Source organism: Pelomonas sp. Root405 (assembly GCF_001425165.1).
In the GTDB taxonomy this organism is placed as follows: Bacteria; Pseudomonadota; Gammaproteobacteria; order Burkholderiales; family Burkholderiaceae_C; genus Pelomonas.
Genome location: NZ_LMDU01000014.1, coordinates 215597 through 229728, shown reverse-complemented (window position 1 = coordinate 229728; position 14132 = coordinate 215597). Strand labels below are relative to the sequence as shown.

Genomic DNA, 14132 nt, shown 5'->3' with positions numbered 1-14132 from the left:
GCCGGGCTTGGAATTGGCGTCACTCATGGGCTGAGTGTATTCAGCGCGCGGCCGCCATCATGGCCGTCTGGGCTTGGGCCACCAGCGCCTCGATCCACAGCCCCGCATTGAGTGGATGTTCGGCATGACGTGCCGCACGGCGCAGTTCGGCGTCCCAGGCCAGCAGCGGTGCCGCCCGCTTTGGCAACGGCAATGCAGCTGCGGCAAAGAACTGGCCCGGCTGGCCGTGGCTGCGCCGGACCAGGTCGTGGCACAGGCGCTGCAGCACGTCGATGACTCGCGGGGGCGCCCAGTCGGAAAGGGCTGCCACCTCGCCCCGCGCAACGCGCTTGGGGATGGCCTGCCAGGTCGCGTCAGTCAGCCCGGCCTCATGCCAGGCCAGCGCCTGCTGCGGCCGGCCGCCGGTTGCGGCAAGCAGTCCCTCGGCGCCGTCGACACCCTTGGCAGCCAACCAGGCCAGCGCGGCGGCCCGGTCTGGCAGCGGCAAGGGCAGCGGCTGGCAGCGGCTGCGGATGGTGGGCAGCAAGCTGGCGCTGTCGTGGCTGGCCAGGGCAAAGCGCAGCAGGCCTGAGGGTTCCTCCAGCGTCTTCAACAGCGCGTTGGCGGCAATGCCGTTGAGCGCCTCGGCCGGGAAGATGACGACCACCTTGGCCCTGCCGCGCGCCGACGTGGCCTGGGCAAAGGCGAGCAGGTTGCGCACCGCCTCCACCTTGATCTCGCGGCTGGGCTTGGCCTTGCCAGCCTTGGGCGCCTCGGCCTCTTCGAAAGGCAGGCCGAGCGACTCGCGCGCCGACGCGTCCAGCGCTTCGGGCAGCAGCAGTTGAAAGTCGGGGTGCGTACCGCTGGCGAACAGCTTGCAACTGGCGCAATGACTGCAGGCCGGCTGGTTCTCGGCGCGGTCTTCGCAAAGCCAGCTCTGGGCCAGCTTGACGGCCAGTTCGAGCTGACCGACGCCGGCCGGCCCCTGCACCAGCAGGGCATGCGAGCGCGCCCGCGCCAGCGCATCGGCCAGCGGCGCCTGAAGCCAGGGCAGGTCGGCGTTCAGCATGCCGGGTAACGCTTGTCGAGCACGGCAAGCACCTGGGCCGCCACTTGCTCGACCGTGCCGCTGGCGTCCACGCGCACGATGCGCGCCGGCGCCTGGGCCGCACGGGCCGCATAACCGGCGCGCACGCGCTCGAAGAAGGCCAGGTCCAGCTGCTCGATGCGGTCGGCCTCGCGCGCACTGGCGCGGCGCGCCGCGGCCTGCTCGGCGGGCAGGTCGAACCACAGCGTCAGCTCCGGCTCGGTGCCTTCCTGCACCCAGTCGGCCAAGGGGTTCAGCACCGACAGCGGCAGGCCGCGGCCACCGCCCTGGTAGGCAAAGCTGGCATCGGTGAAGCGGTCACAGAGCAACGTCTTGCCGGCGGCGAGCGCGGGCTTGATGACGGCTTCGACATGGTCACGGCGGCCGGCGAACATCAGCAGCAACTCGGTCAGCGAATCCATCGGCTGCTTGAGCACGATGTCACGCAGCGTCTCCGCCAGCGGCGTGCCACCGGGCTCGCGGCTGAGCTGCACGTCGGCGCCGCGGGCGCGGAACCAGTCGGCCACGGCCTGGATGTGGGTGGACTTGCCGGCACCATCGATGCCCTCGAAAGAAATGAACCGTCCCGTCACTTGCCGCTGCGCTGGTATTTGTTGACCGCGCGATTGTGCGCGGCGAGGTCGTCGCTGAACTCGCTGCTGCCGTCGCCACGGGCGACGAAATAGAGCGACTTGACGGATGCCGGGTTCAGGGTCGCCTGCAGCGAGGCCGCACCCGGCATCGCGATGGGCGTGGGCGGCAGGCCGCCACGCGTGTAGGTGTTGAAGGGGGTGTCGGCCAGCAGGTCGCGCTTGCGCAGGTTGCCATCGAAGGCCTCGCCCAGGCCGTAGATGACGGTCGGGTCGGTCTGCAGCGGCATGCCGACGCGCAGGCGGTTGACGAAGACCGCGGCGACCCGGCTGCGGTCGGCCTGCGTGCCGGTCTCCTTCTCGACGATGGAAGCCAGGATCAGCGCCTCGTCGGGTGACTTCAATGGCAGGTCCGGCGCGCGCTTGCCCCAGGCGGCGACCAGTCGCTGCTGCATGGCCGAGTGAGCGCGCTTGAGCACCGTCAGGTCACTGACGCCGCGACTGTAGGCATAGGTGTCGGGAAAGAAGCGGCCCTCTGGCGCGACGCCGGGCGCACCGAGCGCGGCCATGATGTCGGCATCGCTCATCTGCGCCGTCCTGGCCTTGAGCGCCGGTGCGGCGGCGAGCGCTGCCCTCACCTGGCGCCAGTTCCAGCCTTCGATGAGGCGCAGTTGCTCCATCACCTGGTCGCCGCGCACCATCTTGTCCAGCAGCGTCCGCGGCGTGATGCCGGCATGCACCTCGTAGCTGCCGGCGCGGATCTGCTTGGCCTGACCCGACCAGCGGAACCACTCATAAAGCCAACGCGCATCGGTCTGCACACCCGCCGCCACCCAGGCGCGGGCGACCACGGCAGGGCTGGTGCCAGGCTCGATGGACAGCTCCACCGACGGGGCGGCCAGGTTCAAGGGGCTGCGCAGCCACTGCCAGACGGCGCCCGCAGCCAGGCCGGCGATCAACAACAACACGAGCAATGCCCGCAACAGCCACTTCATGCCCTTGCCCATGCTCCGTCAAAAGGGCGCTGATGATAATTGCCGCCATGTCTGAGACCCTTCAAGCCTCCCAACTCCGGCTCGGCGACTGGGGCGTGATCCGCGCCCAGGGCGCCGACGCCGCCAGCTTCCTGCACGGCCAGCTCACCCAGGACTTCGCGCTGCTCGACCGCGACCACGCCCGCCTTGCCGGCTTCTGCACGGCCAAGGGCCGGCTGCTGGCGACGATGGTCGGCTGGCGTGGTGGCGACGAAGAGATCCTGCTGGCCCTGCCAGCCGAGACGTTGGCGGCGACGCTCAAGCGGCTGTCGATGTTCGTGATGCGGGCCAAGTGCAAGCTCACTGACGCGAGCGCCGAGTTCGCCGTCTACGGCTTGCTGGGCGCGCCGACCGCCGAGGCCTGGACGCTGGTGCGCGACGGTGACGCCGTGCAGATCGCCCTGCCCGCTGAACCCGAATTTGGCCGCGCGCTACGCGTGCAGCCGGCTTCATCACCCGCACCGGCCGGTGCCGTGATGTCGCCCGACGACTGGGCGTTTGCCGAAGCGGCGGCCGGCATGGCCTGGGTGCGCGGCGCCACCGTCGAGGCCTTTGTGCCGCAGATGATCAATTTCGAGGTGCTCGGCGGCGTGAACTTCAAGAAGGGCTGCTACCCCGGCCAGGAGATCGTCGCGCGCAGCCAGTACCGCGGCACGCTCAAGCGGCGGCTGCAGGTCTTCGAGACGCAAGGCACCGTCGAGATCGGCCAGGAGATCTTCAACAGCGCCGATCCGGAGCAGCCCGCTGGCGTCGTCGCCGGCAGCGGTTCGCGCGACGGACGTTCGGTCATCGCCGCCGAGATCAAGCTCGCGGCGCTGGAAGGCGGCAGCCTCCATCTGGGCAGCGCTACCGGCGCGACGTTGCAGCACTGCGTCCTTCCCTACGACATTCCGCCGCAAGACTGATGCAACTCTACGTCTATTACCGCGTTGCGGCGGAACACGTCGACGACGCCCTCACCGCTTTTCGCAAGGCCCGCGTCGAGGCGCCCATCGAATTGCTGCAACGCCCAGAGCCGGACGCCGACGGGCTGTGGACGTGGATGGAGGTCTACCCGGAGGGCTGGGGTCATCGCGAACCGCAGACCGCCGCAGCCATGGCACCCTGGCTGGCCAGCGAGCGCAAGGTCGAGCGCTTCGAGATGCTGGGCTGAGGCCGGATCGAGGACAGCACCTGCGTGCTGTCCGACACCTGCCGAAGGACTGGCCGCCTGCATGCGGCCAGGCTTAAAGCGCCCTCACCATCTCCACGTGCCCAATGCCAGCCTCCTCGAACGGCTGGCCGCGCCGCTGGAATCCCGCGCGAAGATAAAAATTCTCGGCCGACAGCTGCGCATGCAGCAGCACTTCGCGATAGCCCAGTTTCTTCGCCTCGGCCATCAGCGCGTCCAGCACCTGACGGCCGATCTGCGTGCCGCGCATGGCGCGCAGCACGGCCATGCGGCCGATCTTGGCGACGCCGGGGACGTGCTCCAGCATCCGGCCGGTGGCCAGCGGCATGCCGAAGCGGTTGCGGGCCAGCGCATGCAGGCAGCTGGCATCGGCGGCGTCCCATTCCATGTCGGCCGGGATGCCCTGCTCGTCGATGAAGACCTGGTGGCGGATGGCGGCGGCGTCACCGTGTTCGCTCCAGGCACCCACGCCGACGTCGACGACGCTTTGCCCGGCCTCGAAGCCGTGGATGACATCGCGCAGCGCATCGGGCAGGCGCTGCGGCGTCTGCGCGACCGGGTCGGCGAAGACATAGACCATGTCGGCCTGCACCAGCAACTGGTCGCCCCGGAAGACGGCGCCGTCGACCTTCATCGAGCTGTTGCCGAACTCGCGGCAGCGGATGCCGATGTCCAGGCGGTCGTCGTAGCGGGCCGAGCCGAGATAGTCGAGCGCAGCGCGACGCACGAAAAGATCACCGCCGAGCATCTTCATCGTGTCCGCATACGGCAGCGCCAGCGCGCGCCAGTAGCCGCTCATGGCCGTGTCGAGATAGGTCAGGTAGTGGCCGTTGAAGACGATGCCCTGCGCATCGATCTCGGCCCAGCGCACGCGCAGCGGTTCGAGCAGGCGGAAGTCTTGGCGTTTCATGGTTTGAGGTGCTCGCGAATGGCCGAGGCGCAGAAGTCGATGGCGCTGATGGCCTCGGGCAGGCTGCGGCCCATCTTGATGAAGTCGTGGGTGACGCCGCGCGTGAGTTCGAGCTGCACCGGCACGCCGGCCGCGCGCAGCACGTCGGCATAGGCCAGGCCTTCGTCCACCAGCGGGTCGGCCTCGGCCAGCAGCACGGCGGCGGGCGCCAGGCCGCTGTGGTCGTCGGCGTGCAAGGGCGCAAAGCGCCAGTCGCCGCGCTGGTCGGCATCGATGTAGTGGCCGAAGAACCACTCGATGGACTGGGCGTCGAGCAAAAAACCTTGCGCGAAGCGGCGGTGCGATTCGTGGCCCATGTGGCTGTCGGTGCCGGGCGTGATCAGCAGTTGCAGGGCCAGCGGCAGGCCCTGGTCACGCGCGAAGAAGGCGCAGCCCGCGGCTAGCGTGCCGCCCGCGCTGTCGCCACCGACGGCAAGGCGGGAACCGTCCAGGCCGAGGGCGCCGGCCTGCTGGTGCAGCCAGCTGAGACCCGCCCAAGCGTCGTCGACGGCGGCGGGAAAGCGGTGCTCGGGCGCAAGCCGGTAGTCCAGCGCCAGCACCGCGGCGCCGCTGCGCAAGGCGAGCTGGCGACACAGGCTGTCGTGGGTCTCCAGGTCGCCGATGGTGAAACCACCGCCGTGCAGATAGAGCAGCACGGGCAGCTTGTCGCCGCTGGGCGCATAGATGCGCGCGGGGCGACCGGCGGCTTCGAGGTCTTCGACGCGGGCCAGCGGCGCGCGCGGCAGGTCGAGGATCTCGGCGCCCATGCGATAGGCGATGCGGGCCTCGCGCGGGGTCAGTGAATGAAAAGGCGGCCGGTTGGCGCGCTGGATGCGCGTCAGTAACTCGGCCATGCGGGGGGTCAAAGGCGGCGTCATTGCAGCCGCATTGTCTGCGGCGGCACCCAGGGGTCACGCAACGGCGCCTGGAAGGCCGGCTCGGCGCTCGGCGTAGCGCTGCCCGGTGCCTGCGGCGTGCCGGCGCGGTCACGCATGATGATGGGCCCGGCCTGCAGCGCACGGCGCTCGGGGCCGAGGTCGGCCGTGGCGCGCAGCGCCAGCGTGTCAGCGTAGAAGGCCTTCATGTCGGCCAGTTGGGCGGCGCGGGTCGCATCGTCGAGATAGCTCATGTGGCCACCTGGATAGTTGCGGATCTTCACGCGGCCGGCATCCACGCGCGCCAGGTCGGTCTCGGTCAGACGGAAAGGCGTGGCCAGGTCGTGATAGCCGCTGACGGCCAGCACGCGCAGGCGCGGGTTCTGCGCCAGCGCGGCGGCCAGGTCGGGCAGCGTGTCCGGCAGCGGCCGGCCGGCGTGGCTGAAGTCCCACAGGTTGATGGCGCCGCTCAGCACCACATAGGTGGAGGCATTGCGATAGCCGAGGTCATCGCGCAAATGCGTCACGATGCCCTGGGCGAAGCTGGCGCCGATCCAGGTGCTGGACGGATCACCGTCGGCGGCGAGTGCGCTGCCGGTGGGCGCTTTCATGCGGGCGTCGTAGCGGCCAAGCAGGTGGCCGGCGACGAGCTGCTGACGAAAGGCCGTGGCCGACACATTGAGGTTGGCCTGCCACCGCGCGGCCGCCAGGCCGGTCATGTCGGCCAGCGGCTGCCACAGCGCGGGTGCCGGCTGTTGATTGGCCAGCCAGGCCTGCACGGCCGGTGCGTAGACCTGGCCGGCATAGACGCGTGCCTGGCTGATCCAGGCCTCGGCATCCGTCGGCACGGGTTGGGTCAGGCCGTGGAAGGCGCCCACCGCGGCATAGCTGGGCAGATAGCCGCCGCAACCTTGACCGCCGGTGATGCCGCAATTGCTGTTGTAGTCCATGGCTGGCGACTGCAGCACCAGGCCTTCGAGCATGACGCCGGCGTCTTGCAGGCGACGCGCCAGCACGGCCGTGCGCGGACCGCCGTAGCTCTCGCCGAACAGGTATTTGGGCGAGGCTGCGCGGTTGTTGACGGCGAGGTAGCGCTGGATGAAGTCGCGGAACAGGGCCGCGTCGGTGTCCACGCCCCAGAAGTTGCGGTTGATGAAGGGCGCGATCGCCTGCGAGTAGCCGTTGCCGACGGCGTTGATGAAGACAAGGTCGGATTGACCCAGGAAGTGCTCCGCGTTGTCGACCATCGGGAAGGGGCGCGCTGCAGTCGTGTCGGGCGCATTGGTGACCAGGCGCCGAGGGCCGAAGCTGCCGAGCTGCAGCCACACCGAGGCCGAGCCCGGCCCGCCGTTGTAGAAGAAGGTGACGGGGCGCGTCGCCAGGTCCGCGCCGGGCAGGGTGTAGGCGACGTAGAACACCGAGGCCTGGGCCGCGCCAGCGGCGTCACGGGCGATCAGGTGGCCGGCGGTGGCGGTGTAGCTCAGCGTCTGCCCGTTCACCGTCAGCGTCTTGGTGCTGACGGCGGCGGCCTCCACGGCGCCGGGCAACGACGCATCGGCAGCGGAGGAATACACCGTCGTGTCGGTCAGGCCGGGCTGGTTGTCGACCGGCGGCGGTGCGGATGGGGGCGGGGCCGAGTCCCCTCCCCCGCCCCCGCCGCCGCAGGCGACCAACACGACCGAGAACGCCAGAGTGAGCAGAGTCGCACGCATGACGGCGAGTCTAGACACGCCGATCTAGGATGCACAAAGACATTCAATGCGGAGAGACCATGGCCCAGATCCTCTACCTGACCCGCATCGAGCTGGAGTTCGGCGCCAGCCGGCTGCTACCTGCGGAATGCGAGCGCATCGGCATTCGCCGGCCCCTCGTCGTGACCGACGCCGGCGTGCGCGCGGCTGGCGTGCTGGATGAAGCGCTGGCAGCTTTCGACATCCAGCCACCCGTCTTCGACCGCACCCCTGCCAACCCGACCGAGGCAGCCGTGCGCCTGGCCGTCGAGGTGGCTCGGGAGTTCGACTGCGACGGCCTCATCGCCATCGGCGGCGGCTCCAGCATGGACCTGGCCAAGGGCGTGGCCATCGCCGCCACGCACGAGGGGCCGCTGACCCACTACGCCACCATCGAGGGCGGCGCAGGGCGCATCAGCCCCAAGGTGCTGCCGCTGATTGCGGTGCCGACGACGGCCGGCACCGGCAGCGAGGTCGCACGCGGCGCCATCATCATCGTGGACGACGGCCGCAAGCTGGGCTTCCACAACTGGGAGCTGCTGCCCAAGGCCGCCATCTGCGACCCCGCACTGACCTTGAAGTTGCCGCCGGCGCTGACGGCAGCCACCGGCATGGATGCGATTGCGCATTGCATCGAGACCTTTCTCGCGCCGGCCTTCAACCCGCCGGCCGACGGCATCGCGCTGGAAGGGCTGCGGCGCGGCTGGCAATCCATCGAACGAGCCACGCGCGACGGCCAGGACCGCGACGCGCGCATGGACATGATGTGCGCCAGCGTGCACGGGGCGATGGCCTTCCAGAAGGGCCTGGGCGCCGTGCATTCGCTGAGCCATGCGCTCGGCGGCTTGAACCCGCGGCTGCACCATGGCACGTTGAACGCGGTCTTCCTGCCTGCCGTGATCCGCTTCAACGCCACGGCCGACAGCGTGCGGCGCGACCGGCGCATCGAGCGCCTGGCCCACGCGATGGGTCTTGCCGACGATAGCGCCGACGCGGTCGCCGATGCGATCAGCGCGTTGAACGCCCGGCTGGGCCTGCCCAGCGGCTTGGCAGCGATGGACGTGGGACCCGAGCTGGACGAGCGCATCATCGAACGCGCCCTGGTGGACCATTGCCACAAGACCAACCCGCGCATTGCCAGTCCCGAGCACTACGTGGCCTTGCTGGCTGCCTCGCGTTGAGCTGATCGCGCAAGCGTTGGGATCGCGATCCGTGACGTAAGCCGCACGCCGCCGCGCGACTGCGGGCGGGCTGCGCAACTCTGGCGCGAACATCGGCGGTTACACAAGAAAAGGAAACCGCATGACGAAGCTTTCCATCGGCAAGCGCCTGGCCGCCGGCTTTGCCCTGGTGCTCGTACTGGCTGCCTGCGTCATCGCGGTGGCAGCCTGGCGACTGGCCTCCACCGCCGCGGCAACCCGCCAGATGATGGACGAGCCGCTTGCCAAGGAGCGGCTCATTTCGGACTGGAGCCGCAACATCAATTCAGGCGTGCGCAGAACCATGGCCATCGCCAAGAGTTCAGACGCGTCGCTGGTCGAGCTTTTCAAGGAAGACGCGGCGCAGTCCACCAAGTCCTCCGGCGAGATGCAGGAAAAGCTCAAGGGCTTGATCCGCTCGCCCGACGAGCAAAAGCTGTTCGATGCCGTCGGCGAGGCGCGCAAGGTCTACCTTGACTCGCGCGACCGGCTGACTCAGCTGAAGAAGGACGGTGACGCCGAAGATGCCGAGAAATTGCTGATGGAGGTCTTCGTGCCGGGCTCCAAGGTGTATCTGGCGCGCATGCAGGAGTTCCTGGACCACCAGCGCAAGCGCATCGACCAGACCGCCGCCGACATCGACGCAGCCAATGGCACTGGCCGGCTGATGCTGCTGGGCATTGGTCTGGCCATGCTGGCCGTCGGCATTGCTGCAGCCTGGCGCATCACGCGCAGCATCACGCTGCCGCTGGCGGCGGCCAACGAACTGGCCGAGCGCGTGGCCGACGGCAACCTGATGCGCTCGGGCGCGGGCGCCGTCGCGGGCTCCGACGAGATCGGCCAATTGCAGACGACGCTGCGCCGCATGCGCGAGACGCTGTCGCAGGCCATCGGCAGCATCCGAGATTCAGCCGAGTCGATCGGCACCGCCTCGGCCGAGATCGCCAGTGGCAACCAGGACCTGAGCGCCCGCACCGAGAAAGCCGCGTCGAGCCTGGAGCAGACCGCCAGCGCGATGGAAGAGCTGACCGGCACCGTGCATCAGTCGGCGGCGGCGGCCGGCCAGGCAAATTCGCTCGCCGTGTCGGCGGCCAGTGTGGCTCAACGCGGCGGCGACGTGGTGGCGCAGGTGGTGCACACGATGGACGAGATCAACGCCAGCTCGCGCAAGATCGCGGACATCATCGGCGTCATCGACGGCATCGCTTTTCAGACCAACATCCTGGCGTTGAACGCTGCCGTGGAAGCGGCGCGCGCGGGCGAACAGGGCCGCGGCTTCGCCGTCGTCGCCAGCGAGGTGCGTTCGCTCGCCGGGCGCTCGGCGGACGCGGCCAAGGAGATCAAGGGCCTGATCGGCAGCAGCGTCGAGCGCGTGGACGCCGGCTCCCGCCTGGTAGCCGAGGCTGGCAAGACCATGGATGAACTGGTCGGCGCCGTGCAACGCGTCAAGGACATCATGGGCGAGATCACGACCGCGACCGCCGAGCAGTCCGACGGCATCGCCCAGGTCAATATCGCCATTGCCCAACTGGATCAGGTCACGCAGCAGAACGCCGCGCTGGTGGAAGAGTCCACTGCCGCCGCCGAGAGCCTGCGCGAGCAGGCGACGACCTTGAACGCCGCGGTCGGCACCTTCCAGGTCGCACGCCGCTGACGTGACGGTCAGCTGCCGCCGCCGCAGCCCGATCCGCAGCTGCAGCCGCCGCCGTCCGAGACGCTGCAACTGCCGGCGTCGACTGGGCCCCCGGTAGCGCCACCGCTGTCGCCGGCCTGCTGCCGGCGCAGCGAGATCAGCTCTGCCTCGCTGATGAGGCCCAGCGCCACCAGGCCGGCGGCCGCGACGCTCGCATGCGCGAAAGCGGCGCCGCCGGGTTGCCCGAAGCCGTCGATCTGCCGGTGCAGCAATGCGCCGCGCTTGTGTTGGTAGGCCCAGCCGGTCGGCAGGCACAGCAAGCCGTCGAGCGCGAACACCAGCGGCAGCTGCGGCCCGAGCAGGCCCTTGCCCTCGCTGCGGCAGGCGCCGACCCATGTGCGGGCCAGGCAGTCATCCAGCGGCGCGCCGAGGTCGTCCGCCCCGCGGTGCTCGACGACGCGGCTGAAGTAGCGCTCTTGCCAGACGGCGAGGCCACCCGGGTCGACTTTGAGCCAGACATGCCAGACGGAATCCGCCGCCTTGCTCGGCAACGCGCACGGCCCGCATTCGCGCTGCAGGCGGCAGCCTTCGAAGAACTGTGCCAAGCCGAGCGAGCAGCGCAGCCAGGCCGCATCGTCGGTGGCAAGCCCCGGCAACTCTTCGGGCGCTTGCAAGGCCCAGGCAGAGCGGATGGATGCAGGGATTTGATCGGCCGCCACCGTGGCCGGGGGGCAGCGCCGGCGCAGCGCGGTGGCCTCACCGTTGGCCCGCTGATCGGCCCACCACGCGCCCATGCGGGACGCGAGGCTGAACTTTGTTGTTGTTGTTGTCGTGTTGTTCATGGCGACAGTCTTTGACGCCAGCATGACGTGCGCGTGACAAAGAAAAAAGGCCCGCTAGAGCGGGCCCAAGGTCAGGAGTTGAAACTGACTGATTAACCGCGATCAACCATGCTTGGCGTCGAAGAACTGTTCGTCTTCCGTCGAGCCCTTCAGCGCCGCCGTCGAGGCGTTGGCCTCGATGGTCGTCGTAACGGCGTCGAAGTAACCGGTGCCGACTTCGCGCTGGTGCTTGACAGCGGTGAAGCCCTTCTCGGCGGCGGCGAACTCCTTCTCCTGCAACTCGACAAATGCGCTCATCTGGTTGCGGGCATAGCCATGGGCCAGCTCGAACATCGAGTAGTTCAGACTGTGGAAGCCAGCCAGCGTGATGAACTGGAACTTGTAGCCCATGGCGCCGAGCTCGCGCTGGAACTTGGCGATGGTGGCGTCGTCGAGGTTCTTCTTCCAGTTGAAGCTGGGCGAGCAGTTGTAGGCCAGCAGCTTGCCAGGGAACTTGGCGTGAATGGCGTCGGCGAAGGCCTTGGCGAACGCCAGGTCGGGCTTGCCGGTCTCACACCAGATCAGGTCGGCGTAGGGCGCGTAGGCCAGGCCGCGGCTGATGGCCTGGTCCAGGCCGTTGCGGGTGCGGTAGAAGCCTTCCACCGTGCGCTCGCCGGTGCAGAAAGGCTTGTCGTTGTCGTCGATGTCGGCCGTGACCAGGTCGCCGGCTTCGGCGTCGGTGCGGGCGACCAGCAGCGTAGGCGCGCCCATCACGTCGGCGGCCAGGCGGGCAGCGACGAGCTTGGCGACGGCTTCACGGGTGGGCACGAGCACCTTGCCGCCCATGTGGCCGCACTTCTTGGCGCTGGCCAGCTGGTCTTCGAAGTGGACGCCGGCGGCACCCGCTTCGATCATGGCCTTCATCAACTCGAAGGCGTTCAGCACGCCACCGAAGCCGGCTTCCGCGTCGGCCACGATGGGGGCGAAGAAGTCGATGTCGTCCTTGCCTTCGCTCCACTGGATCTGGTCGGCGCGCTGGAAGGTGGCGTTGATCTTCTTGACGACCTTGGGCACCGAGTCCACTGAGTAGAGCGACTGGTCGGGATACATCTCGCCATTGCTGTTGGCGTCACCGGCGACCTGCCAGCCCGACAGATAGATGGCCTTCAGGCCAGCTTTGACCTGCTGCATGGCCTGGTTGCCGGTCAGGGCGCCCAGCGCATTGACGAAGGGCTCGGTATTCACCAGACCCCAGAGCTTTTCGGCGCCGCGCTTGGCGAGCGTGTGCTCGATCTCGATGGAGCCGCGCAGGCGCACGACGTCGGCGGCGCTGTAGCCGCGGGTGATGCCCTTCCAACGGGGGTTCTCGGCCCAGTCTTTTTCGAGGGCGGCGGTCTGTTGGTCACGGGTGAGGCGGGTCATGGAAAGCTCCTTGCTGAACATCGAAAACGAATGCCGCAAGACTAGGCCTTCGCGCCTGCTCCGTGGACTGTCAAGTCTTGTACAAGACGAAAAACATTTCCGTTTAAAAACAATGACTTGAAGAACTTATTTCAAATAAAGAAATGCAATTCACCATAATGAGAAATCTTGCGGCGTCGCAACATTGGCGCTTTTCATTATCCGAAAAGTGACTTTCGAATCGTGAGAATCGGCCACGCAAAAATGTCGAGCTGGTCTCCATCGCCCCACCGCCATGACTGTCCTGATCACGCCCCGATTGCGCCTCGAACCGCTCGATGACAATCATTTCGACGGCCTGTTCCGACTGAACAGTGATCCCGTCGTCATGCGCTACATCACCGGGCGCTCGGACACGCCGGCAGACACCCGGTCCATGATCGACCGCGTGAAAGCCCGCTGGGCAGAGTTCGGCTATTCCTGGTGGGGCTTCGTGCGGCGCGACACAGGCGAACTGATCGGCACGGGTTGTATCCAGCACCTCAACCGCGACCCCGGCGAACCGCTGGAGACCGGCTGGCGGCTGCGCCAGGACGCCTGGGGCGAGGGTTATGCCAGCGAGGCGGCGCGCCACATGGTCGGCTGGGCGTTCAAGACGCTCAAGCCCGAGCTGATCTGTGCCGTCTGCCAGCCGGAAAACACGCCCTCCTCGGCCGTCATGGAACGCTTGGGCATGAGCTTCACCGGCACTGGCCGCTGGTACGACATGGATTGCAGCCGCTACGACATCACCGCAGCGCAGTGGGCGGCATGCCCGGCCAAAACTCGCTACGACGCTGAGGCATAGTTCGATTTCTCGTAATCACTGTGCACGGAGGACCTATGGCCAACACCGAACAACGCGGCAACAAGATGACCAAGAAACCCAAGAAGGACACAGGCCCCGGCAAGGCGGCGGGCTCGGACCGTCCGGTGCCGCCGATGACGGCCGTCTTGCCCAAGGGCAAGGAAGCCAAGCTGAAGAACAAGTAAGCGCGCGGTGCTGGCCGAAGATCAAAGACCGCCGATGAAGTAGCGCTTCAAGCCGGCCAGCACCATCTCGACGGCAATCGCGGTCAGCACCAGGCCCATCAGCTTCTCGATGGCCGACACGACCGAATCGCCCAGCAGCTTGCGGATGCGGTCGGCCATCACCAGCACGATGCCCGACACCAGCATGGCGGCGCTGAGAGCGCCAATCCATTCGTAGATGCGGTCCGGCTGGCGGGACGCCAGCAGCAGCACCGTGGCCATGGCCGAGGGCCCGGCCAGCAACGGCACGGCTAGCGGAAAGATCAGCGGCTCACGCCCGGGCTCCAGCCCGTAGGCCGATTCGCCGGCACCGCCAAAGATCATGCGGATCGCGATGATCATCAGGATGACGCCGCCGGCCACTTCCAGCGAGCGCTCCGACAGGTGCATGACCCGCAGGAAGCCTTCGCCGAGGAACATGAAGGCGAACAGCACGCAGAAGGCGATGCCCACCTCGCGCATGGCGACGAGCGTGCGGCGCTCTTTCGGCACCGCACGCATGACCGAGATGAAGATGGGCAGACTGCCGAGCGGGTCGAGGACCAGCAGCAGCAGGATCAGGGCCGAGAGGAAGCTGTGGTCCATCGGCCCG

Annotated in this window: 15 protein-coding genes; 6 read left to right on the top strand and 9 right to left on the bottom strand. The window is 68.1% G+C overall.

Going from position 1 to position 14132, the window contains the following annotated elements:
- Positions 1 to 40 precede the first annotated feature (40 nt).
- The 3 genes from ASC81_RS19020 to mltG are packed head-to-tail and all read right to left on the bottom strand — an operon-like array spanning position 41 to position 2651.
- Positions 41 to 1048, bottom strand: a complete 1008-nt coding sequence (locus tag ASC81_RS19020; RefSeq protein WP_056270528.1) for a hypothetical protein — start codon at positions 1046 to 1048, stop codon at positions 41 to 43.
- Entirely contained in the window at positions 1042 to 1659 is a 618-nt protein-coding gene (tmk, locus tag ASC81_RS19015) for a dTMP kinase (RefSeq protein WP_056270526.1), read from the bottom strand. The genes ASC81_RS19020 and tmk overlap by 7 nt, the downstream gene beginning before the upstream one ends.
- A complete protein-coding gene (gene mltG, locus ASC81_RS19010) occupies positions 1656 to 2651 on the bottom strand; it encodes an endolytic transglycosylase MltG (protein ID WP_056271767.1) in 996 nt (331 codons plus the stop codon). The genes tmk and mltG overlap by 4 nt, the downstream gene beginning before the upstream one ends.
- A gap of 47 nt (positions 2652 to 2698) precedes the next feature.
- Here mltG and ASC81_RS19005 point away from each other — a divergent pair, with 47 nt between their 5' ends.
- Both ASC81_RS19005 and ASC81_RS19000 read left to right on the top strand, forming a co-directional pair.
- Positions 2699 to 3595, top strand: coding sequence for a folate-binding protein YgfZ (locus tag ASC81_RS19005; protein WP_056270523.1), 897 nt, complete (start codon positions 2699 to 2701; stop codon positions 3593 to 3595).
- Entirely contained in the window at positions 3595 to 3843 is a 249-nt protein-coding gene (locus tag ASC81_RS19000; protein WP_056270519.1) for a DUF4936 family protein, read from the top strand. The genes ASC81_RS19005 and ASC81_RS19000 overlap by 1 nt, the downstream gene beginning before the upstream one ends.
- A gap of 73 nt (positions 3844 to 3916) precedes the next feature.
- On the opposite strand, the gene ASC81_RS18995 is transcribed toward ASC81_RS19000, so the two are convergent.
- The 3 genes from ASC81_RS18995 to ASC81_RS18985 are packed head-to-tail and all read right to left on the bottom strand — an operon-like array spanning position 3917 to position 7397.
- On the bottom strand, positions 3917 to 4771 hold the full coding sequence (locus ASC81_RS18995; RefSeq protein WP_056270517.1) for a YbgC/FadM family acyl-CoA thioesterase: 855 nt from the start codon (positions 4769 to 4771) through the stop codon (positions 3917 to 3919).
- Positions 4768 to 5664, bottom strand: coding sequence for an alpha/beta hydrolase (locus tag ASC81_RS18990; RefSeq protein ID WP_056270514.1), 897 nt, complete (start codon positions 5662 to 5664; stop codon positions 4768 to 4770). The genes ASC81_RS18995 and ASC81_RS18990 overlap by 4 nt, the downstream gene beginning before the upstream one ends.
- 20 nt (positions 5665 to 5684) lie before the next feature.
- Entirely contained in the window at positions 5685 to 7397 is a 1713-nt protein-coding gene (locus ASC81_RS18985) for a S10 family peptidase (RefSeq protein WP_156392297.1), read from the bottom strand.
- A 59-nt stretch (positions 7398 to 7456) separates the two neighbouring features.
- Here ASC81_RS18985 and ASC81_RS18980 point away from each other — a divergent pair, with 59 nt between their 5' ends.
- Positions 7457 to 8596: an iron-containing alcohol dehydrogenase gene (locus ASC81_RS18980; protein WP_056270511.1), complete on the top strand. Its 1140-nt coding sequence runs from the start codon at positions 7457 to 7459 to the stop codon at positions 8594 to 8596.
- A gap of 121 nt (positions 8597 to 8717) precedes the next feature.
- Positions 8718 to 10268 carry a methyl-accepting chemotaxis protein gene (locus ASC81_RS18975; protein ID WP_056270509.1) on the top strand — a complete coding sequence of 517 codons (1551 nt, stop codon included), beginning with the start codon at positions 8718 to 8720 and terminating at the stop codon, positions 10266 to 10268.
- An 8-nt stretch (positions 10269 to 10276) separates the two neighbouring features.
- Here ASC81_RS18975 and ASC81_RS18970 read toward each other — a convergent pair whose 3' ends face one another.
- Both ASC81_RS18970 and aceA read right to left on the bottom strand, forming a co-directional pair.
- Complete coding sequence (locus ASC81_RS18970) at positions 10277 to 11089, bottom strand: hypothetical protein (RefSeq protein ID WP_156392295.1); 813 nt, start codon at positions 11087 to 11089, stop codon at positions 10277 to 10279.
- Positions 11090 to 11191: 102 nt separating this feature from the next.
- Entirely contained in the window at positions 11192 to 12490 is a 1299-nt protein-coding gene (aceA, locus tag ASC81_RS18965) for an isocitrate lyase (protein WP_056271764.1), read from the bottom strand.
- Positions 12491 to 12764: 274 nt separating this feature from the next.
- Between aceA and ASC81_RS18960 the strand changes: the two genes are divergently transcribed.
- Together ASC81_RS18960 and ASC81_RS27575 are read left to right on the top strand one after the other, a co-directional pair.
- Entirely contained in the window at positions 12765 to 13316 is a 552-nt protein-coding gene (locus ASC81_RS18960; RefSeq protein WP_056270504.1) for a GNAT family N-acetyltransferase, read from the top strand.
- 35 nt (positions 13317 to 13351) lie between these two features.
- Positions 13352 to 13501: a hypothetical protein gene (locus tag ASC81_RS27575; RefSeq protein WP_200946909.1), complete on the top strand. Its 150-nt coding sequence runs from the start codon at positions 13352 to 13354 to the stop codon at positions 13499 to 13501.
- A gap of 21 nt (positions 13502 to 13522) precedes the next feature.
- Here ASC81_RS27575 and ASC81_RS18955 read toward each other — a convergent pair whose 3' ends face one another.
- A complete protein-coding gene (locus ASC81_RS18955) occupies positions 13523 to 14125 on the bottom strand; it encodes a MarC family protein (protein ID WP_056270501.1) in 603 nt (200 codons plus the stop codon).
- Positions 14126 to 14132 lie beyond the last annotated feature (7 nt).